Annotated in this window: 28 protein-coding genes; 16 read left to right on the top strand and 12 right to left on the bottom strand. The window is 70.7% G+C overall.

Annotation, left to right across the window (positions count from 1 at the left end):
- The first annotated feature begins 129 nt into the window (after positions 1 to 129).
- Genes QSK37_RS20225 through QSK37_RS20210 form a run of 4 tightly spaced genes read left to right on the top strand, consistent with a single transcriptional unit; the run spans position 130 to position 3,857 of the window.
- A complete protein-coding gene (locus QSK37_RS20225; RefSeq protein WP_285623258.1) occupies positions 130 to 1,254 on the top strand; it encodes a cupin domain-containing protein in 1,125 nt (374 codons plus the stop codon).
- Positions 1,251 to 2,072: a fumarylacetoacetate hydrolase family protein gene (locus tag QSK37_RS20220; protein WP_285623256.1), complete on the top strand. Its 822-nt coding sequence runs from the start codon at positions 1,251 to 1,253 to the stop codon at positions 2,070 to 2,072. Before QSK37_RS20225 ends, QSK37_RS20220 begins: the two co-directional genes overlap by 4 nt.
- Positions 2,069 to 2,656 carry a maleylpyruvate isomerase N-terminal domain-containing protein gene (locus QSK37_RS20215; RefSeq protein WP_285623253.1) on the top strand — a complete coding sequence of 196 codons (588 nt, stop codon included), beginning with the start codon at positions 2,069 to 2,071 and terminating at the stop codon, positions 2,654 to 2,656. The genes QSK37_RS20220 and QSK37_RS20215 overlap by 4 nt, the downstream gene beginning before the upstream one ends.
- A gap of 25 nt (positions 2,657 to 2,681) precedes the next feature.
- Positions 2,682 to 3,857, top strand: coding sequence for an FAD-dependent monooxygenase (locus QSK37_RS20210; protein ID WP_285623251.1), 1,176 nt, complete (start codon positions 2,682 to 2,684; stop codon positions 3,855 to 3,857).
- 42 nt (positions 3,858 to 3,899) lie between these two features.
- On the opposite strand, the gene QSK37_RS20205 is transcribed toward QSK37_RS20210, so the two are convergent.
- Entirely contained in the window at positions 3,900 to 4,334 is a 435-nt protein-coding gene (locus QSK37_RS20205) for a VOC family protein (protein ID WP_285623249.1), read from the bottom strand.
- A 67-nt stretch (positions 4,335 to 4,401) separates the two neighbouring features.
- Here QSK37_RS20205 and QSK37_RS20200 point away from each other — a divergent pair, with 67 nt between their 5' ends.
- Positions 4,402 to 4,719 carry a hypothetical protein gene (locus QSK37_RS20200; RefSeq protein ID WP_285623245.1) on the top strand — a complete coding sequence of 106 codons (318 nt, stop codon included), beginning with the start codon at positions 4,402 to 4,404 and terminating at the stop codon, positions 4,717 to 4,719.
- Positions 4,720 to 4,787: 68 nt separating this feature from the next.
- Here the strand turns inward: QSK37_RS20200 and QSK37_RS20195 are convergent, their stop codons facing one another.
- Positions 4,788 to 5,234, bottom strand: a complete 447-nt coding sequence (locus QSK37_RS20195; protein ID WP_285623243.1) for a GNAT family N-acetyltransferase — start codon at positions 5,232 to 5,234, stop codon at positions 4,788 to 4,790.
- Positions 5,235 to 5,317: 83 nt separating this feature from the next.
- On the opposite strand from QSK37_RS20195, the gene QSK37_RS20190 reads away from it, so the two are divergent.
- Complete coding sequence (locus tag QSK37_RS20190) at positions 5,318 to 6,592, top strand: DUF1963 domain-containing protein (protein WP_285623241.1); 1,275 nt, start codon at positions 5,318 to 5,320, stop codon at positions 6,590 to 6,592.
- A 95-nt stretch (positions 6,593 to 6,687) separates the two neighbouring features.
- Here QSK37_RS20190 and QSK37_RS20185 read toward each other — a convergent pair whose 3' ends face one another.
- From QSK37_RS20185 to QSK37_RS20160, 6 genes are all read right to left on the bottom strand, one after another.
- A complete protein-coding gene (locus tag QSK37_RS20185) occupies positions 6,688 to 7,266 on the bottom strand; it encodes a DUF3885 domain-containing protein (RefSeq protein WP_285623239.1) in 579 nt (192 codons plus the stop codon).
- A gap of 67 nt (positions 7,267 to 7,333) precedes the next feature.
- Complete coding sequence (locus QSK37_RS20180; RefSeq protein ID WP_285623237.1) at positions 7,334 to 7,771, bottom strand: hypothetical protein; 438 nt, start codon at positions 7,769 to 7,771, stop codon at positions 7,334 to 7,336.
- An 856-nt stretch (positions 7,772 to 8,627) separates the two neighbouring features.
- Positions 8,628 to 8,975, bottom strand: a complete 348-nt coding sequence (locus tag QSK37_RS20175; RefSeq protein ID WP_285623235.1) for a hypothetical protein — start codon at positions 8,973 to 8,975, stop codon at positions 8,628 to 8,630.
- 89 nt (positions 8,976 to 9,064) lie between these two features.
- A complete protein-coding gene (locus tag QSK37_RS20170) occupies positions 9,065 to 9,826 on the bottom strand; it encodes a hypothetical protein (RefSeq protein WP_285623233.1) in 762 nt (253 codons plus the stop codon).
- Between the two features lie 202 nt (positions 9,827 to 10,028).
- Positions 10,029 to 10,448: an ester cyclase gene (locus QSK37_RS20165; protein WP_285623231.1), complete on the bottom strand. Its 420-nt coding sequence runs from the start codon at positions 10,446 to 10,448 to the stop codon at positions 10,029 to 10,031.
- A gap of 116 nt (positions 10,449 to 10,564) precedes the next feature.
- Positions 10,565 to 10,696 carry a hypothetical protein gene (locus QSK37_RS20160; RefSeq protein ID WP_285623229.1) on the bottom strand — a complete coding sequence of 44 codons (132 nt, stop codon included), beginning with the start codon at positions 10,694 to 10,696 and terminating at the stop codon, positions 10,565 to 10,567.
- Between the two features lie 217 nt (positions 10,697 to 10,913).
- Here QSK37_RS20160 and QSK37_RS20155 point away from each other — a divergent pair, with 217 nt between their 5' ends.
- Complete coding sequence (locus tag QSK37_RS20155) at positions 10,914 to 11,399, top strand: FAD-dependent monooxygenase (protein WP_285623227.1); 486 nt, start codon at positions 10,914 to 10,916, stop codon at positions 11,397 to 11,399.
- Between the two features lie 3 nt (positions 11,400 to 11,402).
- Here QSK37_RS20155 and dmpG read toward each other — a convergent pair whose 3' ends face one another.
- From dmpG to QSK37_RS20140, 3 genes are read right to left on the bottom strand one after another with little or no spacing between them, the layout of a single operon-like run.
- Entirely contained in the window at positions 11,403 to 12,497 is a 1,095-nt protein-coding gene (gene dmpG, locus QSK37_RS20150; protein ID WP_285623225.1) for a 4-hydroxy-2-oxovalerate aldolase, read from the bottom strand.
- A complete protein-coding gene (locus QSK37_RS20145) occupies positions 12,494 to 13,417 on the bottom strand; it encodes an acetaldehyde dehydrogenase (acetylating) (protein WP_285623223.1) in 924 nt (307 codons plus the stop codon). Before QSK37_RS20145 ends, dmpG begins: the two co-directional genes overlap by 4 nt.
- Positions 13,414 to 14,208 carry a 2-keto-4-pentenoate hydratase gene (locus tag QSK37_RS20140; protein ID WP_285623221.1) on the bottom strand — a complete coding sequence of 265 codons (795 nt, stop codon included), beginning with the start codon at positions 14,206 to 14,208 and terminating at the stop codon, positions 13,414 to 13,416. The genes QSK37_RS20145 and QSK37_RS20140 overlap by 4 nt, the downstream gene beginning before the upstream one ends.
- Positions 14,209 to 14,313: 105 nt before the next feature.
- Between QSK37_RS20140 and QSK37_RS20135 the strand changes: the two genes are divergently transcribed.
- The 5 genes from QSK37_RS20135 to QSK37_RS20115 all read left to right on the top strand — a co-directional run bounded on the left by QSK37_RS20135 (position 14,314) and on the right by QSK37_RS20115 (position 18,556).
- A complete protein-coding gene (locus QSK37_RS20135; protein ID WP_285623219.1) occupies positions 14,314 to 15,132 on the top strand; it encodes an IclR family transcriptional regulator in 819 nt (272 codons plus the stop codon).
- Between the two features lie 101 nt (positions 15,133 to 15,233).
- Positions 15,234 to 15,875, top strand: coding sequence for a TetR/AcrR family transcriptional regulator (locus QSK37_RS20130; protein WP_285623217.1), 642 nt, complete (start codon positions 15,234 to 15,236; stop codon positions 15,873 to 15,875).
- A 54-nt stretch (positions 15,876 to 15,929) separates the two neighbouring features.
- Complete coding sequence (locus QSK37_RS20125) at positions 15,930 to 17,138, top strand: cytochrome P450 (RefSeq protein ID WP_285623215.1); 1,209 nt, start codon at positions 15,930 to 15,932, stop codon at positions 17,136 to 17,138.
- A 16-nt stretch (positions 17,139 to 17,154) separates the two neighbouring features.
- Positions 17,155 to 17,376 carry a ferredoxin gene (locus tag QSK37_RS20120; protein WP_285623213.1) on the top strand — a complete coding sequence of 74 codons (222 nt, stop codon included), beginning with the start codon at positions 17,155 to 17,157 and terminating at the stop codon, positions 17,374 to 17,376.
- Between the two features lie 67 nt (positions 17,377 to 17,443).
- Positions 17,444 to 18,556, top strand: a complete 1,113-nt coding sequence (locus tag QSK37_RS20115; protein WP_285623212.1) for a winged helix DNA-binding domain-containing protein — start codon at positions 17,444 to 17,446, stop codon at positions 18,554 to 18,556.
- Positions 18,557 to 18,568: 12 nt separating this feature from the next.
- On the opposite strand, the gene QSK37_RS20110 is transcribed toward QSK37_RS20115, so the two are convergent.
- Entirely contained in the window at positions 18,569 to 19,945 is a 1,377-nt protein-coding gene (locus QSK37_RS20110) for a ricin-type beta-trefoil lectin domain protein (RefSeq protein ID WP_285623210.1), read from the bottom strand.
- A gap of 259 nt (positions 19,946 to 20,204) precedes the next feature.
- On the opposite strand from QSK37_RS20110, the gene QSK37_RS20105 reads away from it, so the two are divergent.
- The 4 genes from QSK37_RS20105 (at position 20,205) to QSK37_RS20090 (ending at position 22,208) form a co-directional block, all read left to right on the top strand.
- Complete coding sequence (locus QSK37_RS20105) at positions 20,205 to 20,606, top strand: SRPBCC family protein (RefSeq protein ID WP_285623208.1); 402 nt, start codon at positions 20,205 to 20,207, stop codon at positions 20,604 to 20,606.
- Positions 20,607 to 20,684: 78 nt separating this feature from the next.
- Positions 20,685 to 21,041: an arsenate reductase family protein gene (locus tag QSK37_RS20100; protein ID WP_285572352.1), complete on the top strand. Its 357-nt coding sequence runs from the start codon at positions 20,685 to 20,687 to the stop codon at positions 21,039 to 21,041.
- Between the two features lie 57 nt (positions 21,042 to 21,098).
- A complete protein-coding gene (locus QSK37_RS20095) occupies positions 21,099 to 21,830 on the top strand; it encodes a MerR family transcriptional regulator (RefSeq protein WP_285623560.1) in 732 nt (243 codons plus the stop codon).
- 45 nt (positions 21,831 to 21,875) lie between these two features.
- Positions 21,876 to 22,208: a YnfA family protein gene (locus QSK37_RS20090; RefSeq protein WP_285623205.1), complete on the top strand. Its 333-nt coding sequence runs from the start codon at positions 21,876 to 21,878 to the stop codon at positions 22,206 to 22,208.
- Positions 22,209 to 22,448: the final 240 nt, after the last annotated feature.

Below are 22,448 nucleotides of genomic sequence, written 5' to 3'. Positions count from 1 at the left end.
GCTTATCTGCCATGCGGAATGACCGGCATCCTGGGGTCACCGCCCGAACCGAGGAGGGCCCATGACCGAGCGGAGCGAGGGAATCGAAGACACGGCCCTGTGGTCACTCCCTCCGACGAAGGAGGGCCCATGACCGTTACCGACGGATCGCCGGTGAGCATCGTCGCGACCGACGCCGACGACCAGCCCACGCGGACACCGGAGCTCGAGGCGCTGTACCGGGGCTTCGAGTCCGAGCTGCTCGTCCCGCTGTGGACCGAGATCGGCGATCTCATGCCGCCGTCTCCCCGGTCGAAGGCGCTGCCGCACCTGTGGCGATGGCAGGCGCTGCTGCCGATGGCGGAGCGGGCCGGGGAACTGGTGCCGGTCGGGCGCGGCGGTGAGCGGCGGGCGATCGCGCTGGCCAATCCCGGGCTCGGCGGCCGGCCGTTCGCGACGCCGACGCTGTGGGCGGCGATCCAGTACCTCAACCCCGGGGAGGACGCCCCGGTGCACCGGCACACCCAGAACGCCTTCCGTTTCGTGGTCGAGGGTGAGGGCGTGTGGACGGTGGTGGACGGCGACCCGGTGGCGATGCGGCGCGGCGACTTCCTGCCCCAGGCCGGCTGGCACTGGCACGGGCACCACAACGTCACCGACCGGCCGATGGCCTGGATCGACGGGCTCGACATCCCCTTCCAGCACTTCGCCGAGTCCACGTTCTTCGAGTTCGGGCCCGATGAGGTCGAGACGCGGGAGGCCCCGGAACGGTCGCGGTCGGAGCGGCTGTGGGGTCATCCCGGCCTGCGCCCGCTCACGCACCTGCGGCCGGCGCCCGCCACACCGCTGCTGGCGTACCGGTGGGAGCACACCGACCGCGCGCTGACCGAGCAGCTCGCGCTGGAGGCCGAGGGACACCGGGCCACGGTCGAACCCGGTCACGCCGCCGTCCGCTACACCAACCCCACCACCGGGGACGACGTCATGCCGACGCTGCGCGCCGAGTTCCACCGGCTCGCGCCCGGCACGGAGACCGCCGCCGCCCGGGAGGTCGGCTCCTCGGTGTTCCAGGTCTTCGACGGTACGGGCCGGGTCACCGTGGGGGAGCGCTCGTGGTCCGTCGAGCGCGGCGACCTGTTCGTGGTGCCGTCGTGGCAGCCGCTGACGCTCACCACCGAGAACGGCCTGGACCTGTTCCGCTTCAGCGACACCCCGATCTTCGAGCGGCTGTACCAGCACCGCGCCCAGAACGACCGTCAGGAGAACCCGCGGTGAAGCTCGCGACCGTCCATACGGACGAGGGAACCCGTGCCGCCCGCATCGTCCCCGGCGGGTGCGTCCTGCTGGACGATCCCGACGTCGGCGCGCTCCTGGCGCGCGAGGACGGGGCGGCGTCCGCCGACGGGGAGGTCCGCCCGCTGGACGAGGGCTCCCTCGCGCCCGTGGTGCCGCGTCCGGGTAAGGTCCTGTGCGTCGGGCTCAACTACCGCAACCACATCCTGGAGATGGGCCGGGACCTCCCCGAGTACCCGACGTTGTTCGCCAAGTTCGCCGACGCCCTCATCGGCGCGCGGGACGACATCCGGCTGGCGCCGGAGTCGTCGGCCGTCGACTGGGAGGCAGAGCTCACCGTGGTGATCGGCCGTACGGTCCGGCGGGCGTCCGAGGACGAGGCGGCCCGGGCCATCGCCGGGTTCACCGTCATGAACGACGTCACGATGCGGGACTGGCAGTTCCGTACCAAGGAGTGGCTGCAGGGCAAGACGTTCGAGGGCACGACGCCGCTGGGCCCCGTCCTGGTCACGCCGGACGAGCTGCCCGGCGGTGTGCGTGCCGCCCTCGCGCTCACCTGCCGGGTCGACGGCGAGGTGATGCAGAAGGGCGACACCTCCGACCTGGTGTTCGACCCGGTCGACCTGGTGCGTTACGCCTCGACCATCCTCACGCTGCGGCCGGGCGACGTCATCGCGACCGGCACGCCCGGCGGTGTGGGCCACGCCCGCAGGCCGCCGCGCTACCTGTCGGACGGCGCGACCGTGGTGACCGAGATCGAGGGCATCGGGCGGCTGGAGAACACGGCGAGGACGGCGTGAGCACGCGGTTCTGGATGGACCGGGGCACCGAGCTCTTCCTCGGCGTCGTCGACCGGCTCACCGACGACGAGCTGGCGGCGCCGACCGCGCTGGACGGCTGGACGCGCCGGCACGTCATCGCCCACGTCCACGGCAACGCCGAGGCCCTGCGCCGGCTGCTCGGCTGGGCCGCCACCGGCGTGGAGAACCGGATGTACTCCGGGCCGCGGCAGCGGGCGGAGGAGATCGAGACCGCCGCGCGGCTGCCGGCGGACGAGCTCCGCGCCCTCGTCCACGGATCGGCCGCGTCCCTGGCCGGCGACATGGACGCCCTGCCGGAGAGCGCGTGGCGCAGCCCCGTGGTGACCGCGCAGGGCCGGACCGTACCGGCCGAGGAGATCCCGTGGATGCGGGCCCGCGAGGTGGCGGTGCACGCCGTCGACCTGGACCACGGGGTGGGCTTCGCCGACCTGCCCGACGGCTTCAACGCCGCGCTGGCCGCCGACGCCGCGGCCCGGCACGCGGCGCGGGGACACGCCGCCGGCCTGGCCGCCTGGCTCAGCGGACGCGCCGCCCAGGCGCCCGTGCTCGGTCCCTGGCTCTGAACGAACGACGAAAAGGAACACGACGATGAACTCCGCACCCGGTCCCGCCGGCATCGTGGTCGTCGGTGGAGGCATCGGGGGGCTCGCGACCGCCTACGCGCTGGCCTCCACCGGGCACGCGGTCTCCGTCCTCGAACGCGCCCCGAAGTTCACCGAGGTCGGCGCCGGCCTGCAGATGGCGCCCAACGCCACGCGGATCCTGAAGGACTGGGGCCTGCTCGACGAGGTCCTCCAGGCCGGCGTCGTGCCCCGCCGGCTGCTGTTCAAGGACGCGCTGGACGGAAGCGAGCTGACCCATCAGGATCTCGACGACGACTTCGTGCGTCGCTACGGCGCCCCGTACGTCGTCATCCACCGCAGCGACCTGCTCGCCATCCTGGTCCGCGCCTGCGAGCGGGCGGGGGTGGAGATGGTCGCGGACTGCGACGTCCAGGACGTCGTGCCGGACGCCGACGGCGCGACGGTGCGCAGCCGACTGGGCGAGCACCGGGCACCCCTCGCCGTCGCCGCCGACGGGCTGCACTCCACCCTGCGGGCCAGGCTCAGCGACGACCGCCCGGTCTGCTCGGGGTACGTCGCCTACCGGGGCGCGTTCCCCGTGGCGGACCTCGGCTCGAGGATCGACCGGGACACCTTCCGCGACGTCGTGGTCCACGTCGGCCCCGGCTGCCACCTGGTGCAGTACGCGCTGCGGCGCGGTGAGGTCCTCAACACGGTCGCGGTGTTCGCGTCCCCGGCGTACCGGCGGGGCGAGCCGGAGTGGGGCGGCCCGGAGGAGCTGGACACGGCGTTCGCCGGAGCGTGCGCGGACGTACGGACCGGGCTGGAGTCACTGTGGCGCGACCGCCGCTGGCCGATGTACGACCGCCCGCCGATCCCGAAGTGGACCGACGGCCGGCTGGTCCTGACCGGCGACGCCGCGCATCCCATGCTGCAGTATCTGGCGCAGGGCGCCTGCCAGGCGATCGAGGACGCCCACTGCCTGGCCCGCGAGCTTGGGGACACCGCGCCGCCGGAGTGGACGGACGCACTCAAGCGGTACGAGGCCGAACGCACCGAGCGCACCGCCGGGGTACAGGACACCGCCCGGACCTGGGGCGACATCTGGCACGTGGACGGCGTAGGCCGGCTGCTGCGCAACGAACTGTTCCGCCGGCGCGACCCGCACGACCACCGGTACACCGACTGGCTGTACGGCTGAAGGGCTTCCGGGCCCATCCGCAGCGACGCGGCCGCATCGTCATCAGTCGAGATCGAACTCGTTGCCCTCGATGTCCTGCATCACGAGGCACGACTCGTTGTACTCGTCCGCCCGCAACAGTCGCACGCGTACCGCGCCGAGCGCGACCAGCCGTGCGCATTCGGCCTCGAGCGCGGCCAGGCGCTCCTCACCCACGAGCCCGGTGCCGACCCGCACGTCGAGATGCACCCGATTCTTGACGACCTTGCCTTCGGGAACGCGCTGGAAGAACAGCCGCGGGCCCACCCCTGAGGGATCCATGCATGCGAACGCCGCACCCTGACGCTCAGGCGGCAGCGTGCGATCGTATTCGTCCCACGTGGCGAACCCCTCCGGCGGCGGCGGTACGACGTACCCCAACACCTCGCACCAGAAGCGAGCCAAGCGCTCAGGTTCCGCGCAGTCGAAGGTGACCTGGACCTGCTTAACCGACGCCATCGGGCCATCATAGGGTCGCGATCAGCACGGAACGGGCGCGGAACGGCCCAATGGCCAAGGGAGCATCATGGTCGGCGAACACGCAGTCATCGTCCATCTCAAGCTCGGTGACGACAGGTACGGGTCCGAGGATGAACGCGCCGCCGTCTACGCCCTTCAGCGAACACTGGCCGCCGCAATCGAGGACGCGGACGCCGGAGAGTTCGACGGCAATGAGTTCGGCGGGGGCGAAGCCGTGCTCTACGCCTACGGCCCTCACGCAGGCGACCTCTTCACAGCAATGGAGCCCGCCCTCCGCGACTCCACCATCAGGCCGGCCTACGCGATCGTCCGCTACGGCACCGCCACCGACCCCGGGAGCCGCGAAGACCTCATCCGCCTCTAGACGAAACCGCCACCGGCTCCGAGCGGCTGCACCGCGGGAGCCGAGCTGAGTGGGTGGTTGAGGTGCCGTCAGTCGACGGCGGGCCCGAGTTGCTTGGTGAAGTGCAGGTCGGCGTGGCCGATCGGATGTCCCTCCGTACGGCCGGTCTCGACGTATCCGAGGCTGCGATAGAAGCCGGGAGCTTGGAACGACAGCGTGGAGACGATCATCTGCGTGCAGCCCCGCCGCCGGGCCTCGGTCTCCGCCGCGTCCATCAGCGCCCGCCCCCAGGACTCACCGCGACGGTCGGCGCGGACCCACAGCAGTTCTACGCCGCCGCAGCCGGCCCATGTCCAGCCGGTCAGCCCGCCGACCAGCTCACCGTCGGCATCAACGGCCCGCACGGAGAGCTCAGCCTGGTCGTCCGCACCGGTCACCTGCACGTTGTAATCATGGAGTTCCTGGTTGAGCCGCGCCGACAGCGCGTGATCACCGGCCCCTGTCTCGATAAGGACATCCTCGGCGCTGTTCGTCACACCCGGCACTCTGCCAAAGACCGGAGCGGATCTCTTCATCTTTTCGGGCCCGTAGGCGGGGCCCCGTTCCGCGTACCCTCCGTGTGATCGTTGCCCGCCTGATCACTCTCTCGGGACTTGCCCCCGCGGCGCTGCCGCAGGCGCGTCAGCTTCTACCACTGAGTGAACACCGCACCGGCCCGGCCGCGCGCGAGGCGGCCGATGTCGCTCTGGCCGAGCAGATCCGCGAGATCCACACCGACTCGTCCGGCACCTACGGCGCCCCGCGGGTCGCCGCCGGCCGTGTTCGGCTGGGCACACCGCTACAACACCCGCCGCCGCCACTCCCACCTCGGGCAGATGTCCCCGATCGACTAAGAGAACACCTTGATCGCGAAGTCGACCACGTTGTCCCTGGCCGGATGAACCCGTGTCCGAAGTTCGGGGTCAAGGCCCCTCCGCACGCCTTGCCGCCTTCGGGCCATGAGAGCATCACGCGCATGGCGATAGGGCACGCATCGTTGGTGCGGCTTGCGCGACGTGAGCTTCCTCCCGCAGTTGCCGATCAGTGGGTCGGTCTCCTGCGTCCGAGCCTTCACCTCAGGGCAGCAGATGAGGATGAGCCTCTCGTCGGCCAGCTCGGCGGTGTTCCTGTTCTTCCGGACGGGTTCGCCTGGCCGCACTGGGACGGCTATGGGCCGTTGGCCTTCGTCGCCGAGATCGACTGCGGTCAGCTGCCGTCGAGCACACTGTCCATGCCACGCACCGGCACGCTGTTGTTCTTCTGCGCGGATGGTCAAGTCGGCAGCGATCCGTATTCCGGATGGCCGCCAACGGTTCGAGGAGACCCGGAGAACCGTGCCGCGGCACGTGTGGTCTACATACCGGCCGGCACGCCGGTGAGTGAGCGCAATGGTCCGGCTGGTATCGAACCGTATTCCCTTGTCGAGTTGGCGGGAGAGCTGTTCACCACCGGGCCTGCCTGGGACAGCCCCGTTTTCAGGGAAGCGATCGCTCATTTGGACGACGACATCCACGCGTTCATGAGCGACTCCTCGAACCAGAAGTCGTTCGGGGAGGCTTTGTGGGACCTGATGCCCAAGGCTCCGGGGCGGCATCGCATCAGTGGTCATGCCGACCCGATCCAGGAGGCGGTCGAACTCGACGTCGCTCATACCCGGCTCGACGGTGCCGTGCCTTACGGTAACCCGGCTTTGCGTGAAGAGGCCCTGCGCTGGACCCTGCTCGCTCAGTTCGACAGCGACGAGCAGGCCGGAATGAGATGGGGCGGCGCCGGATGCCTGTACTGGTTGATGCGCCCACATGACCTGGCGACCCGCAGATTCGATGCGGCGCTCTTCACCTGGCAGCGCGACTGATGGAATGACCGGCGCAGGAGGTCAGAGGTTCAGCCCGGCTGCGCGCGTGCCCGATCACGGTCACGATGCACGACCTTGTGTCTTGAGCAGCCGGGCTAGAGCCCCAATGGGTGGCTCGACAGCCAGGCGCTGTGTCGCTGTTCGAACGCATCCCGTTCTTGGACCGTGGAGGTGATGAGGTCTGCGCCGCCGTCGTAGGGGTGATACAGCCAGCGCAGATCACTCGGAGCGAGGATCACGAAGCCGAGCTGGTCGTCCGCGACGGCCCGCAAGAGTGGATCCAGCAGAGCCGGCTCGTAGGGCATCCAACTCGCGCGGAGTTCGATCTCCGTCGCAGGCTCAAGCTCTGTGCCGTCTTCTGACGTCAGCGTGTACCACAGCACCGCGTCCGGGTGCAGGCTGCGGTCCGGCCGCCAGCGCCACTCGGGCCCGTGGTAGGAGTCGGCGATGACATACAGGCCTTCTGCGGTGCCGAGTTCCTGAAGGATGGTGTGGTGCCGTCCGAGCACGACGCCAAGCTGCTCTTCGGTGTCGGGATACCGCTTCGAGCCGGGAAGGCTGTGGAACCTCACCCACCTGTCCCGAAATCGATCTTTCAGCTCGTAGGCGGACGGTGCCCCACCCCACCGGTCGCTCCACAGCGCCGTCAGCGCATCGAAGCGCTTCTGATCCAAGGCATCTCCAAGCCTTCATGGACGCCCGCAGGCTATTACCTCGCCGACCAGGCACCTGCGTCGAAGGTCATGCCAGCCGGCAGTACACCTCGTGATCGTCCTGTTCGGCCAGCCGTGCCAAGCCGGCGACATCATCGAGGATGATCCGCGCCATCTCCGGGTCGAACGCGTCGCCGTCGACGGCATCTCGCCGAGCCCATTCCGAGGCAACACGGTCGAGCCGGGCGTCATCGGCCGCAGCCAACTCGGAGCGAAGGGCAGAGGAGAACGCGAAGACCAGGCTCAAGCCACCGTCCCGTGCATCGGCGACGATGCGCGGCATACCGAGCGCGACAAGGTCGGCGGAGGCACGGCCGGTCAGAATGCTCTCCCACTCGATCACAGCCGTACCGGCGACGAAGTTACCGAACGGCACCGACTCGAAGACACCCTCCGGTCCGGCATCCAACACACCGGCCGCAGCCGCATCGTCCGGCGCGACAAAGAACTCGACGATGATGCTCACCGCCGCATCCTGCCTGCCGTCCCAGGCCATGTCATCCCCGAGCACCTGATGCGGTCGGCCGACCGCTCGCGAGGCTCCGGAGGCCGAAGCGGAGATTCTCATGAGCGGTGAAGGGGAAGAAGCGGCGAAGGCCGGTGTTCCTCGCGGCCAGGACCAGAGCGGTGAGGTTCGGCGGAATCCATGACTCGGACGGGCCCTCGCAGTGAGCGTCGAACGACCTGGCGGTGGCCTCTTGAAAGTCCTGCGGCGACGCTGCGCGCCGCCGCAGGCCGCCCGCTTCGGCCGTGCCGGAGCGGGCGGCTCACGAAGTCGCACGTCACGCCTGTTGTTCGCATCGCCGCTGCCACCACGGCCGGTCGTAAGGCGCCAGCGGGTCCGGCAAAGTCCGGCGTAGAAACGCCTCATCAAGCGGCCCGACAAGCGCTTCCAAAGCGCGCGCGGACGGAGCGGACAACAGATCCATGACCTCTTGGAGGATCTGACGGCTCGAACGACCGCAGCAACCACATGGATGAAACTCAAGGGCCGCCGGCGAACGAGACGTCCGGGACCACCCAGCAAGAGCATCGACGACCACCCCCGGCCACAGACCGAAGCGCGCCCAATCCGAAGCCGACCGCAACTCGACCTGCTGTACCTCTTGCTGAACGAAGCCAGGGAGACCAGGAACGTGGGGAACGTCGTGCCAACCAGGACGGTGACGAGCCAACCGCCGAAGCTCACGAGGCCGCCTCCGCGGCATCGGCACTCTTTAAGGCAACAGGCGGAACTGCCCACACTCTACTCATCCCAACGGCCAGGGGCTGAGCGCTTAAATGCCTCCGGCGGGGGAGAGCGGGCGCGTGTTGCGGGTGGTCTACCCGCATCGTTGGCTGACGCCGATACAGGACACGATTCGGGAGCCATCCGCGGCCACGAAGCAAACGAAGCTGCGGCGGTGGTCGAGGTCGTTGACAGAGCCGATCCGGACCTTCTCCAGACCACTGGTCCGGAGGCGTAGCAGGGCCTCAGCGAAACCAAGGGTAGAGATGCCCGCTTCGGTGGTCGTGCGTTCGCGCACCCGGTAGGTGGCCACCAAGTCGTCTACCGGGATGGGCTCGTGCTCGGAAAAGTTGAAGGGAGCTCCGCCGAGGAGCGCCTGCCGACAGGCGGAGTCCGTCGCCCAGCGGGGATCCAGCAGTTCCACGAGGGTCGTTCGATCCACGCAGTCAGTCTGCCATCGTGCCATTAACGTGCCAGTAGCCCCGGTGAACAACTGTCAACAGCGGTCACTCCCGGGCACACGCATGAGGCTCAGGCTGGGGGGTAGGGCCAGTGCGGGTCCTCCCAACGCGCGGGCGCGTCGAGGCTGAGAAGCCGCACCCGGTGAAGCAACTCCTCAGGCGCGCCGTGAGACCGGAGACGTGCGGGGGCGTGACGAATCAGCCAGGCGGTCAGCACGTCACACATGTCTTCCTTGTTGATCCAAGCGTCCCAAGGGAGGTCGTCTAGCAGCAGGTCGTATTGCCAGTGGGCCACGGCTTCGGCCAGATGCTGGTCGGCCACGGGGTTGGCCAGCGCCTCCCAAAAGGCAAGCCAGGGGCTGAGCGTTCTGGAGGCCTCCGCGCACAGCGCCAGGACCTCGTACGCGGGCACGGGGGTTTTGGGGGTAGCGAGGCTGTACGCCCACCAGGCCAGGAGAAATTCCTGCACCGCCGCAGCCTGCTCGGCAGGCCATTTCTGCCACTGACCGTGGGCAAACGATTGGCCGACTTCCTCCAGGCCGAAAAGAGGCTCCACACGGCCGCTGACGAGAGCCGTCACGAGTTGGGGCAGGATGCGGCGCAGCACCGCTCCGTGGTCGTTCCAGCCGGGAGCCCGCCACGTTCGCCCGAGGAGGTCAGGGCTCAGCTCCACATCTGGGATCTTCAGGCGGGCGAGGTCTTCTGCGCTGCCCCAGTGGCACTCACAATTGTGCTCGTCGGGACGGGCGGTCATCCCACCAAAAGTGGCGGCCATGCCATCCAGCGCGGCGTCGAGGCGAAGTCGTGCGTGCGTCCGATCGAGGTTCGTCATTGGCGTTCGCCTTCAGGACTCCGCGGGCTTTACGCCAGTCGAAGATTGTCATCCTAGCGGGCCGGCCCCAGGCTCACACGGAGGTCAAGGCATCGCCTCAGGCTCCTGATGACCCGGCCGGCCGCAGACTCGGGAAGACGGCGGACAGTCCGTCCAGCACCGTCGCGCGGCTCACCGGCCTGGCGGGTTCCTGCGTAGAGAGTCAGGAGGGTATCGCGCCCAGCTGGCGCATCATGCGCAGGTCGTCCGAGACGAAGTCGGCCTCGGTGATCTGCTCACCGTCTACCTGGTACATCGCCACGATCGAGTACCGCACCTTCCGCCCGGTCGGCTCGACGCCGCGCAGCGCCCCGCGGTGCGTGCCCTCCATCGTGTACAGCGCCCACACGTCGGGGCCGTCGACCACCAGCTTCTCGATCGTGTGGTGGATGTCGGGAAAGGCGTTGATGAAGGTGGTCATGAAGGCCTTGTAGTTGTCCCAGGTGGGATCGATGCCGAACCGGCTGAGCACGGTGAAGCGGCAGTCCGGGTGGTAGAAGGTCCACAGGGTGTCGAGGTCGTGCCGCTCATAGGTGTCCAGGAAGCGACGGATGAAGTCATGCTTCGAACTCTCATCAGACATGTTCCGGACATTAGTCGGGCGTGCGGCGTGGGCCCCGGTTCCTCCGGCCGTGCCGATCGGGAGGCCAATCACGTCGGCTCGTTGCCGGTGCCCATCCCTGCTTGGCGATCTCTGGCTCAGTGCTGGAGCATGTTCCCGTCCAACAGCTCGTTGTTGCGCGGAGTCGACAGGTGCTCCTCCAGCGCGATGAGTCCCGGCATGCCGTGCCTCTCGTGCCGTCGGGCAGGGGACCGGGGGAGCTCTGGCATGGCACTGCCCGGATCCGGGCCGTAAGCAACCGCGGCGCGGCCGGAGCGTAACGTCGGATCTGGCGGCCGGTGTCCCGTCCGCCCGCCTGCCACCAGGGCTTTCGGAGGAGGCGGCGACGGTGGTACAGACATCCGGGACCGACGTGGTGATCGTGGGCGGCGGCATCGGTGGACTGGGCAGCGTGCTCGCGCCGGCGCGCTCCGGCCTGCGGGTCGGGTGCTGGAGCGGGCCGCCGAGTTCGGCGAGATCGGGTTCGGGCTGCGGCTGGGCCCCAACGGGACACGCATCCTGCGGTCATGGGGCCTGCTCGACGAGATCACCGAGCGGGCGGTGCTGCCCGGCCCCACCTGTGGCGGGAACGCTGGTGGCGGATGTACGACCGCGAGCCGATCGGCACGTGGACCCGGCGCTGACCGGCGACGCCGCCCACCCCCGCTGCGGTATCTCGCCCAGGGCGCCTGCCAGGGGATCGAGGACACCGACACCCTGGCGACGCCGGCCGGCGAGCACGACGGCGCCGGCGACCCCGACTGGGACCGGGTGCCGGCGGACTACACCGACCAGGCGCGGGTCCAGCGCACCGCCCGCACCTGGGGCGAGCTGTGGCACTGCGACGGGCTGTTCCGCGCGGTCCGCAACGCCCTGCTCATCGACCGCGACCCGGCCGACTACCGCTACATCGACTGGCCGTACGGCGGTTGAGACTCAGACGGTGGCGTCCGCGCGGTCGCGTTCGGCGACGAGCTGGAGGGCGACGTCGATGATCATGTCCTCCTGTCCGCCGACGTAGCCGGCCTCGCCGACGCGCTGCAGGATCTCGTGGGCGGGCACGTCGTAGCGTTCGGCCGCGCGCTCGGCGTGCAGCAGGAAGCTGGAGTACACGCCCGCGTAGCCCTGGGTGATCGCGCCGCGGTCGGCGAACGGCAGCCGGTGCAGGAACGGCTTGACCACGTCCTCGGCGGCGGCCAGCGCGCCCTGGACGTCCACGCCGGTGGGGACGCCGAGCCGTTCGAACGTGGCGACCAGCACCTCGGTGGGCGAGTTGCCCGCCCCCGCGCCGAGCGCGCACAGCGCGCCGTCGATCTGCAGGGCGCCGTTCTGCGTGGCCAGCACCGAGTTGGCCACGCCGAGAGAGAGGTTCTGGTGCCCGTGGAAGCCGACCTGGGCCTCGTCGCCGATCTCGTCGACCAGGGCGGCGACCCGCGCCTGCGCGTCGCCGAGCACGAGGGCACCGGCCGAGTCCACGACGTAGACGCACTGCGCGCCGCCGTCCACCATGATCCGGGCCTGCGCGGCGAGCTGCTCCGGGCCGACGCGGTGCGACAGCATCAGGAAGCCCACGGTCTCCATGCCCAGCTCGCGGGCCGCGGCGAAGTGCTGCAGCGAGACGTCCGCCTCGGTGCAGTGGGTGGCGATCCGGGCCACCGACGCGCCGGCGGCGTGCGCCCGCTTGAGGTCCTCCACCGTGCCCAGGCCGGGCAGCAGCAGTACGGCGATCTTCGCGTTCGCCGCCTCGTCCACCGCGGCGGCGACCAGCTTGATGTCGTCCTCCAGCGAGAACCCGTAGTTGAAGGACGACCCGCCGAGCCCGTCGCCGTGCGTGACCTCGATGACCTCCACCCCGGCGCCGTCCAGGGCGTGCACGACACCGCGGACCTGCTCCTCGGTGAACCGGTGCGCCATCGCGTGGCTGCCGTCCCGCAGCGTGGAGTCGGTGATCCTGATCTTCGCGGGGGTACGGCCCTCCGCGGCCGCCACCTTGGTCCTGCGTTCGTTGGCCACGTGGCCGCCGTCGTTCATCGGGCCTCCTCCACTTCGGCGGTCGCCTTCTCCAGCGCCAGCTGCTCGCCCACCCGGGCGGCCGCGGCGGTCATGATGTCGAGGTTGCCGGCCCACGGCGGCAGGTAGTCACCGTTGCCCCGGACCTCCAGGAACACCGCCACCCGCGCGTTGCCGTTCCAGATGTCGCGCGGCCCGTCGAACTGCGGCTCGGCGCGAAGGGTGTAGCCGGGGACGTACTCGCCGACCCGGGCCACCATGCGGTGGACCGACGCGCTGATGGCCTCGGTGTCGGCGTCGGCGGGGATCGCGCAGAACACCGTGTCCCGCATGATCATCGGCGGGTCGACGGGGTTGAGGATGATGATGGCCTTGCCCTTGGCGGCGCCGCCGACCTGCTCGATCGCGTGCGACGTCGTCTCGGTGAACTCGTCGATGTTGGCCCGGGTGCCGGGGCCGGCCGACCGGGAGGCGATGGAGGCGACGATCTCGGCGTACGACACCGGGGTCACGCTCGACACGGCGTGCACGATCGGGATGGTCGCCTGGCCTCCACAGGTGATCATGTTGAGGTTCGGCGCGTCGGCCAGCGTCTCCAGGTTCACCGGCGGGCAGACGAACGGCCCCGCGGCGGCGGGAGTCAGGTCGATGGCCTTGATGCCGGCTTCGGCGTAGCGCGGGGCGTTGGCCAGGTGCGCCTTGGCCGACGTGGCCTCGAAGACCAGGTCCGGCAGCGTGTCCTGGGCCAGCAGCCAGTCCACCCCGCCGGCCGAGGCCTCGACGCCGCGGGCACGGGCGCGGGCCAGCCCGTCGGACGCCGGATCGACGCCGACCATCGAGTGGACCTCGAGCAGATCGCTGCGGAGCAGCTTGACGAGCAGGTCGGTGCCGATGTTCCCCGGGCCGACGATCGCGGCGCTCAGCTTCTTCCCGCCGCTCACGCGGTCACCTGCCGGAAGTCGGCGGTGACGCTGCCGAGGCCGGCGAACGTGGCGGTGACGATGTCGCCCGCCGCGACGTCGACGGCCGCGGTGATCGAGCCGGGCAGCACGACGTGGCCGGCCTCGAGGGTGACCCCGAGCGCGCCGAGCGTGTTGGCCAGCCAGATCAACGCGTTGAGCGGGCTGCCGAGCACGGCCCCGCCCGCCCCCGTCTGCACGAGCTCGCCGTTCCGGTGCAGGAGGCAGCCGGCCGTGACCAGGTCCACGGCGTCCAGCCTGGTCGGCCGGGTGCCGAGCACTACGCCGCCGGAGGAGGCGTTGTCGGCGATCGTGTCGGCCAGGGTGATCTTCCAGTCCGCGATCCGGGAATCGATGATCTCCAGGGCGGGCAGCAGGAAGTCCACCGCCGCGATCGCCTGGGCGGCCGTCACGCCGGGCCCGGCCAGCGGCCTGCCCAGCACGAAGGCGATCTCCGGCTCGATCCTCGGCTGGAGGAACCGGCCGGCGTCGATCGGAGCGCTGTCGGTGTGGAACATCGAGTCCACGAGGTGGCCGTAGTCCGGCTGGTCCACGCCGAGCTGGCGCTGCATCGCCGCCGAGGTCAGGCCGACCTTGTGGCCCTTGATCACGGCACCGTCGCGCAGCCACCGGTCGACCTGGATCCGCTGGATCCCGTAGGCGTCCTCCAGTGACAGGTCCGGAAATGTTCTGGTGAGCGGCTGAATCGCCTCGCCGGTGTCGTAGGCGGTCAGCAGTTCGGCGGCGGCTTTCTCCGCGGAGCCCGGGTCCATGATCGTTCCTCTCGTCCTTTTCGCAGCTCAATCCTGGTTTCCGAGGTCCACTTCGGCCAAAGGATGCGTCCCACCTCATGGGACGCGACTCCTACAGTGATGGGTATGCCTGAGATTCCGGACGATTCGTACCTCCGTCGGGTGGTGGCCGTATTGGGTGCCTTCCGGGCCGAGGACGGCGAGGTCGGCGCCGCCGAGCTGGCCCGGCGTACCGGTCTGCCCAAGTCGACCGTGCACCGGATCACCGTCGCCCTCGCCGAGGAGGGCCTGCTCGAACGGCAGGGCTCCGCGATGCGGCTGGGGCTGCGGCTGTTCGAGATCGGGCAGCGGGTGCCCCGGCAGCGCGTGCTGCGCGACGCCGCCCTGCCGTACATGACGGACCTGCGGGAGGCGACCCGGCAGACGGTGCACCTCGCCGTGCTGGAGGGCAACGAGGTCGTCTACGTGGAGATCCTCGGCACGCCCGGCGGTCCCGTGATGCCGTCCCGGGTGGGCGGCCGGCTGCCCGCGCACGCGACCGGAGTGGGCAAGGCGATCCTGGCCTACTCCCCACCGCCGGTGACGCGCGCGGTGCTGGACGGGGAGCTCGCCAGGCTCAGCGAGCGCAGCGTGATCGCTCCCGGCCTGCTCGCCCGGGAGCTCGCCGGGATCCGCCGCGACGGTGTCGCCTACGACTACGAGGAGTCCGGCCGCGGCATCGTCTGCGCCGCCAGCCCGGTGCTCGGCCCGGACGGCGAGGTGCTGGGCGCCCTGTCGGTGTCGGGCTGGGTCAACCGGATGCGCCCGGCCGGAGTCGCCCCGGCCGTGCACACCGCGGCGCTCGCCCTCTCCCGCACGCTCGGCCACCGGGACCGTCCCCGGACACCGTCGACCGGCCACGTACGGGCTGAGCGCGGGTTACAGATGGCCGGAATCGGTCCCTGACGGGGCGATGGGCGGCACCGGCCACGGCCCGTGGATCCAGTGCGGTGACCTCGGTGTTTATACATCTTGTATAGCGGCGATCCGGCTTGTATGGTCATCCCATGGGGCATGACACCGGCCTTTACAGCGGTTCACCAACCCAGTCCGACGCGCGTAAGAAGCCGACTCGCGACCGGATCCTCGACGGGGCCGTGGCGGTGTTCGGCGACAAGTCCTTCGTCGAGGTGACGATGGAGGACATCGCCAGGGCGGCGAAGGTCACCCGGGCGACGGTGTACGCCTACTTCCCCGGCAAGGTGGAGATCCTGAGGGCGCTCGTCGCGCGCGTGTACGCGGTCGCCGACGGCGTGTGCGCCTCCCTGGCCGCCCGCGAGGAGTGGTCGCGCGAGGAGGTCCGCGCGTGGCTGCACGAGGCCGCGGCGGGCTGGCGCGAGATGGCGCCGGTGATCAGGGTGCTGGCGGCGGCGGGGTCCACGGCGGTCGGCGACCCCGGCGGTGCCCGCGACCGTTCCCTCGCCGCGCACGAGCGCTACGTGGCGTTGCTGGCCGACCCCCGTCACTGGCCGGACACGCCGCCCGCGGAGGCCCGGCAGCGAGCCCTGATGGCCGTGCTTCAGGTGGAGTCGTTCCTGTCGATCTGGATCGCCGGTGGCTGGCCGCTGGCGACCGACGACCCGTTCGACCTGCTCACGGACGCGATCTGCCACCTGCTCGGGCCCGCGCTGCGCGAACGACCGGGCTGACGGCCTCGAAGGAACCCGCCCGCCCAAGGTGTACACGACACGGAGGAGTTGGTGATGACGACGACGGCAAGGTCCTGGTCCGAGATCTTCGGTGAGCCCGACCGCCTCAGCATCGATCCGGAGTTCGCCGAGCTGCGCAGGGAACAGTCGCTCCGTCGCGTACGCCTGCCGTACGGCGAGCCCGCCTGGCTGGTCACCCGCTACGAGGACGCCAAGGTCGTCCTCGGCGACCCGCGGTTCAGCCGGGCCGCCGCCAACGGCCGGGACGAACCCCGGACCCGGTACCACGTGGGATCGCCGGGCAGCCTGTTGCGCCATGACCCGCCTGAGCACAGCCGGCTGCGCAGGCTGGTGGCCAAGGCGTTCACCGCCCGGCGCGTCGAGGGGCTGCGGCCCCGCGCCCAGCAGATCGCCGACCAGCTCATCGACCGCATGATGGCCCAGGGCCCGCCCGCCGAGCTGGTCGAGGACTTCGCGCTGCCGCTGCCGATCACCGTCATCTGCGAGCTGCTCGGAGTGCCGGTCGAGGACCGGGTCGACTTCCGCCTGTGGTCCGACGCGTTCCTGTCCACCACCAGGTTCACGCCGGAACAGGTGACCGAGTACGTCGGCCGGATGCGGGAGTACATGGCGGGTCTGATCGCCGAGCACCGCGAGGAGCCGCGAGACGACCTGATCGGCGCGCTCGTCACGGCGCGCGACGAGCAGGACCGGCTGTCGGAGGAGGAGCTCCTGGCGATGGCCGAGGGGATCCTGGTCGCCGGGCACGAGACGACGGCCTCCCAGATCCCCAACTTCGTCTACACGCTGCTGACCCACCCCGAACAGCTCGCCGCCGTACGCGCCGATCCCGGGCTGATACCGCAGGCAGTGGAGGAGCTCATGCGCTACGTGCCCCTGGGCGGCGGCGCGGGCAGCGCGCGCTACGCGCTCGAGGACGTCGAGCTTGGCGGCGTGACGGTACGGGCCGGCGAGCCCGTCGTGGTCGCCCTGCAGTCGGCGAACCGCGACGAGTCGATCTACGCGGACCCCGACACCCTCGACCTGCACCGCCGGGAGGCGTCCCACGTCGGTTTCGGGCACGGCCCGCACCACTGCCTGGGCGCCCAGCTGGCCCGGATGGAGCTCCAGGTCGCCCTCGGCGCGCTGGTGCAACGCCTTCCGGGTTTGCGGTTCGCCGGCACCGAACAGGACATCGTCTGGAAGACGGGAACGGCCACCCGAGGACCGGCGCGACTGCCGATCACCTGGGACCGCCCATGAGCACGAAGGAGGACTCATGACCTGGGAGATCGAGGTGGACGCGGGGACCTGCATCGGCTCGGGGATCTGCGCCGGCACCGCCCCGGACCACTTCAAGGTCGTCGACGGTGTCTCCCACCCCCTGCGCCCGGAGACCGACCCGGCCGAGCCGGCGCTCGACGCCGCCGAGTCGTGCCCGGTCGAGGCCATCACCATCCGCGACAAGGAGACCGGCAGGACCCTGGCCCCCGAGGAGTGACCGGCCCGCCTCCGCGGCCCACATACTGTCTCATCGACATCAGCCACCACGGCGTGAAGGAGACGGTGTGAAGGTCACCGCCGGCCAGGTGTTCGCCTGGCGGATGCGGAGGCAGTTCGTCGATCCCCGTGGTGACGCGGGCGCGGTCGACGTGGCCGGGAGGTTGTGCGGCGTTCAGGCGCAGGTCGCCTCGGCCGCGGAGACGGCCGTCGGGCTCCGGCAGGCGACGCCGAGGATCGGCGAGGTGAAGCGCCGCCTCGCCGACCGGTCGCTGGTGAAGACCTGGGCGATGCGCGGCACCCTGCACCTGCTCCGGCCCGCCGAGCTGGGCGCTTTCCTGTCACTGGTCGCCTCGGCCCGCGTCTGGGAGAAACCGGCCTGGCAGCGGACGTTCGGCGCGACGCCGCAGCAGGTCGGCGAGCTCGCCGAAGCGGTCCCGGCGATCCTCGACGGTGCGGCGCTGACCCGCGACGAACTCGTCACCGCCCTGGTGGCCGACCAACGGTTCACGGGGATGGAGGAGCAGCTGCGGTCCGGCTGGGGCGCGCTCCTCAAGCCGCTGGCGTGGCAGGGCGCCCTGTGCCACGGCCCCATCCGGAGCGGCAACGTCACCTTCACGAGCCCCGCCCGTCTCATCCCCGGGTGGGACGGGCTGCCGGAGCCCGAAGCGGCCGCGCCCGTCGCCATCGCGGCGTACCTGGGCGCCTACGGACCGGCCACACCGGAGGTGTTCGACGCCTGGCTGACGCGGGGCAGCCTGCGCAGAACGGTCGTGCGCCGGTGGTTCGCGGAGATGGGCGAGCGGCTCACCGAGGTTGAGGTCGACGGCCGGCCGGCGTACGTCCTCACCGAACACGCCGGTGAACTCGCCGACTGCGCGCCCAGCCGGTCGGTGCGGCTCCTGGGGGCCTTCGACCAGTACGTCCTGGGCCCGGGGACCACGGACACCCGCATGCTGCCCGCGGAGCACCGCGCCAGGGTGAGCCGCGCCGGGGGCTGGATCTCGCCGGTCGTCATCGTGGGCGGCCGGATCGCCGGCGTCTGGGAGGCGACCGGCGAGGAGATCGTCGTGTCGCTGTTCCCGGGCGCCGGCGAACCACCGGTCGAGGCCCTGGAGTCGGAGGCCGCTCACGTCGCGCGCGTGAGCGGCCTCGACACCGTCAAGGTACGGACGGCGTAGCCCGCCGGCGGGTCAGGACGGCAGGTGCCACACCTGGTTCGCACCGCCGGTGCAGTCCCAGATCTCCACCTGGGTGCCCGGCGTCGTGGACCAGCCGGTGTCGTCGAGACACCGGTTCGACTGCGGGTTGTACAGCGAGCCGTTGGACTGGGGGATCCAGACCTGCGCGGCGGTGTTGTTGCAGTCGTACAGGTCGACCTTCGTGCCGTTCGCGGTGCCGCCGCCGTTGATGTCCAGGCACTTGCCCAGGACGTGCAGCGTGCTGCCGGCCTCCACGACGGTCCACTGCTGGGCCGCCGTGCCGTTGCACGTGTAGACCTGTATGGGGTTGAAGTTCGTCGTGTCGGAGGAGCGGTCGTCCAGGCACAGGCCGCCGTAGCCGGTGATGGCCTTGCCGCCCGACGGCGGGGGCGTCGTGCCGCCTCCGCCACTCGTCAGCACCCGAACGTAGTCGACCAGCATCGGCACGCCCGACTGCGTCGAGCCGGTGGGTCCGCCGCCGAACGCCGCCGGGAAGCCGCCGCCCATCGCCACGTTGAGGATCATGAAGAAGCCGTGGTGGAGGGCGTTGTTCCAGGTCGTCGCGTCGACCTGGTTCGCGTTGATGGTGAAGAAGTTGTTGCCGTCCAGGTAGTAGCGCAGTTGCTCGGGGGAGACGCTGCGGTCGTACTCCACCGCGTACTGGTGGAAGCCGGTCTGGCAGCCGCCGCAGGCGCGTTCACCGCTGCCGATGCCGGTGGTCTCGTTGCACGGGCCGCCCGGGTTCGTCCCGCAGTGCAGGGTGGCGAACTCCGAGCTGCGTCCGTTGATGTCCTCCATCACGTCGATCTCGCCGATGCTCGGCCAGTTCGTCGCGCCGACCGGCCGCGCGGCCGCGCCGAGCGCCCAGAACGCCGGCCAGTAGCCGGCCGCCGCCGCGCCGGAGACGTTCGGCTGCTGGATCGAGGCCTCCATGCGAAGCTTCCCGCCGGAGGGGGCGGCGAAGTCGGTGCGCTGGGTCTCCACCCGGCCGGAGGTCCAGTGGCCGCTGCCGTCGCGGAGCGGCTTGATCACCAGGTCGCCGTTGCCGTCCTGGTAGACGTTCTGCGTGCTGTTGGTCATGGTCTCGACCTCGCCGGTGCCCCAGTTCCCGGCACCGCCCGGATAGCCGGTGCCGGTGTCGTAGAGCCAGTTGGCGGTGTTGAGTCCGGTGCCGGAGGCGCCGGTGAAGTCGTCGCTGAAGACGGTGCTCCAGCCCGAGGGCGGTGGGGGGATCGACGCGCCGGAGCTCGGCGCGACGGCGACGGTCGCGGTCAGGGTGGCCGCCGCCGTGACGGCGGCCAGGATGAGTCGGCGAAGGCGCGTTGGCCGAGGTCTCCGCGCGGATATGGCAGGGGGATCCGCGATCACGACGTACCTCTTCTCAGGCAGCCGCTGCCGGACGCGACGGTGCCGGCCGTGGACGGGGGAGTCCGCGGCACCGAGACGTGACAGGGGCGGGGGCGGGGCGGAGAGAGCGCTCTATCGCATGGTCGTCCTCTGTTAAGAATGTTGTCAATACCGCGTCGCCGTTCGCTTGACAGCGCGGATGTGTCGGGGGCGGGTGGGCCGGGTAGCCGAGCGGTCAGTGCGGCGTGCCGTAGCGCCGCCCCGGCAGGAGGGAGAGACCGTGACCGAGTACGAGGCGTCCCGGAGCATCGCCGCGGCTCCGGAGTCGGTCTTCGCGGTGGCGTCCGACGTGGGGGCGATGGACGACTGGTTGCCCCGTGACGTCCACGTGGAGTCGGCCGAACCGCCGGAGGTGACCGTGACCCATGGCGCGGACGTCGACCGGGAGCGTGCCCTGCTGCGTGCCGACCCGGACCAGCTCAGGGTCGAGTGGGGCACCCGCGACACCGATGAGTACGCCGGATGGCTCCAGGTCACCGGCATGGGCACGGGCCCCAGCGAGGTGGTCGTCCACCTGTCCTTCTTCGACCCCGATCACGCGCCGCCCGGTCCGGACGTGGAGGCGGCACTGCACCGCAGCCTGGACCGCCTGGCCGAGAAGGTGGGAAAGGGCGGCGGGTGACCCGGCCTCGCGGCAGCCGCTTCCTCTAGGGTCCTCACAGGGTCACGCCGTCCAGGTGAGGGAAAGGGGCTGTCGCCGGTGGAGATCTGGATCAATCCGAGGTGCTCGAAGTGCCGTTCGGCGCTGTCCCTGCTGGACGCGCAGGGGGCCGGGTACACCGTGCGCCGGTATCTGGACGATCCGCCGACGGCGAAGGAGCTTCAGGACGTCCTCGCCCGGCTCCGGCTGGAGCCCTGGGACATCACCCGTACCGGCGAGCGCGTCGCCGCGGAGCTGGGGATCGCGGACTGGCCGCGGGACGCCGCGACCCGGGACCGCTGGATCGAGGCCCTGGCCGCACACCCGATCCTCATCCAGCGGCCGATCATCACCGCGGATGACGGTACGGCGGTGATCGGCCGGTCCGACGAGGCCGTACGGTCACTGTTCACGTGAGATCCGGCCTTGACCTTCGAGCCGGGTCGAAGGTCTACGGTCAACGTCGTGACCAGCATGCGGATCTCCCAGCTCGCCGAGCGCACCGGCGTCCCGGCCACCACCCTGCGGTTCTACGAGACCGCGGGCCTGTTGCCGGCCGGGCGCAGCCGGTCCGGATATCGCCTCTACGGTCAGGAGTCGATCGAACGCCTGGCGTTCATCCGCGCGGCCAAGCACCTGGGGCTGCCGCTGGAGGAGATCGCCGGCCTGCTGCGAGTGTGGTCCTCGGGGTCGTGCGCGGACGTCAAGGCCGGCCTCCGGCCGCGCGTCGCCGATCGCCTGGCCGAGACCGACGCCCGCGTCGGCGAGCTGACCGCGTTCGCCGCCTCGCTACGGCGGGCGCTGGCCCACCTGGACGCGTTGCCCGACCGGTCCGGCCGCTGTGACCCGCACTGCGGCTTCCCCGGCCCGGCGAACGGTCCGTCCCAGCCCCCGCCGTACGCCGGCGGGCAGCGGTGGCGGGAGGCGCCGGTGGCCTGCTCGCTGACCGGCGGCGCCATGGCCGACCGCGCCCGGCGCTGGCGCGGGCTTCTCGACGGCGCCGGACGGCGGGAGATCGACGAGGGCGTCCGGCTGACACTGCCCGCCGACCGCGCCGCCGCGCTGACCGCGCTCGCGGCCGACGAGCAGCGCTGCTGTCCGTTCTTCGACTTCCGCCTCCACCTCGACGGCCCGGTCGTGCACCTGGAGGTCCGGGCCCCGGCCGACGGCACCGCCCTGCTGACCGAACTGTTCTCCCACTCCTGATCCACCGCCGCCGCGTGACCTCGCCGGCCGACCCGTGAGAAGGCCATGCTCGTCCTCCGTTCCATCGCGCTCTTCCTCCTGGCCGCCGTCTTCGAGATCGGCAGTGCCTGGCTGGTCTGGCAGGGAGTACGCGAGCACCGTGGCTGGGTCTGGATCGGCCTGGGGGTGATCGCGCTCGGCGTCTACGGGTTCGTGGCCACCGCTCAGCCCGACCCGCACTTCGGCCGCATCCTGGCCGCGTACGGCGGTGTCTTCGTCGCGGGCTCCCTCACCTGGGGCGTGGTCATGGACGGCTACCGCCCCGACCGGTGGGACGTCATCGGCGCCGTGATCTGCCTGATCGGCGTCGCCGTCATCATGTACGCCCCGCGCACCTGAGCCTCAGCCGGTCGGGCGTCTTGAGCGGACGGTTTACCGCACCCTGGAGAAACGACCCGTCGCAGGGGCATTCCCCGGCCGGCTCGGCGTCGTTGAACCCGACGAGGAATCCCAGGTGGGCGCAGGTCGCCGCTACCGGGCGCTGACGTCACCGGCGGCGCCCGAGGAGACTCACCGGTGACGACCAGCAGCCGCCGGTCGTCGTCGTACGGTGCGGTGCGTACCGGGTGCTCTCGTCCG

Source organism: Actinoallomurus iriomotensis (genome assembly GCF_030269445.1).
GTDB lineage: Bacteria > Actinomycetota > Actinomycetes > Streptosporangiales > Streptosporangiaceae > Actinoallomurus > Actinoallomurus iriomotensis.
Note: the sequence above shows the minus strand (reverse complement) of the source record. Positions and strands in the feature narration are given on the sequence as shown.

Bases quoted from the DNA above. Each gene is read 5' to 3' on its own strand.
- dmpG (WP_285623225.1), bottom strand. From the start codon at position 12,497: ATGAACGACGGCGGCCACGTGGCCAACGAACGCAGGACCAAGGTGGCG.
- QSK37_RS20090 (WP_285623205.1), top strand. From the start codon at position 21,876: ATGCTCGTCCTCCGTTCCATCGCGCTCTTCCTCCTGGCCGCCGTCTTC.
- QSK37_RS20170 (WP_285623233.1), bottom strand. From the start codon at position 9,826: ATGACGAACCTCGATCGGACGCACGCACGACTTCGCCTCGACGCCGCG.
- QSK37_RS20205 (WP_285623249.1), bottom strand. From the start codon at position 4,334: ATGGCGTCGGTTAAGCAGGTCCAGGTCACCTTCGACTGCGCGGAACCT.
- QSK37_RS20120 (WP_285623213.1), top strand. From the start codon at position 17,155: ATGACCTGGGAGATCGAGGTGGACGCGGGGACCTGCATCGGCTCGGGG.
- QSK37_RS20135 (WP_285623219.1), top strand. From the start codon at position 14,314: ATGCCTGAGATTCCGGACGATTCGTACCTCCGTCGGGTGGTGGCCGTA.
- QSK37_RS20140 (WP_285623221.1), bottom strand. From the start codon at position 14,208: ATGGACCCGGGCTCCGCGGAGAAAGCCGCCGCCGAACTGCTGACCGCC.
- QSK37_RS20225 (WP_285623258.1), top strand. From the start codon at position 130: ATGACCGTTACCGACGGATCGCCGGTGAGCATCGTCGCGACCGACGCC.
- QSK37_RS20130 (WP_285623217.1), top strand. From the start codon at position 15,234: ATGGGGCATGACACCGGCCTTTACAGCGGTTCACCAACCCAGTCCGAC.
- QSK37_RS20200 (WP_285623245.1), top strand. From the start codon at position 4,402: ATGGTCGGCGAACACGCAGTCATCGTCCATCTCAAGCTCGGTGACGAC.
- QSK37_RS20095 (WP_285623560.1), top strand. From the start codon at position 21,099: ATGCGGATCTCCCAGCTCGCCGAGCGCACCGGCGTCCCGGCCACCACC.
- QSK37_RS20165 (WP_285623231.1), bottom strand. From the start codon at position 10,448: ATGTCTGATGAGAGTTCGAAGCATGACTTCATCCGTCGCTTCCTGGAC.
- QSK37_RS20125 (WP_285623215.1), top strand. From the start codon at position 15,930: ATGACGACGACGGCAAGGTCCTGGTCCGAGATCTTCGGTGAGCCCGAC.
- QSK37_RS20160 (WP_285623229.1), bottom strand. From the start codon at position 10,696: ATGCCAGAGCTCCCCCGGTCCCCTGCCCGACGGCACGAGAGGCACGGC.
- QSK37_RS20210 (WP_285623251.1), top strand. From the start codon at position 2,682: ATGAACTCCGCACCCGGTCCCGCCGGCATCGTGGTCGTCGGTGGAGGC.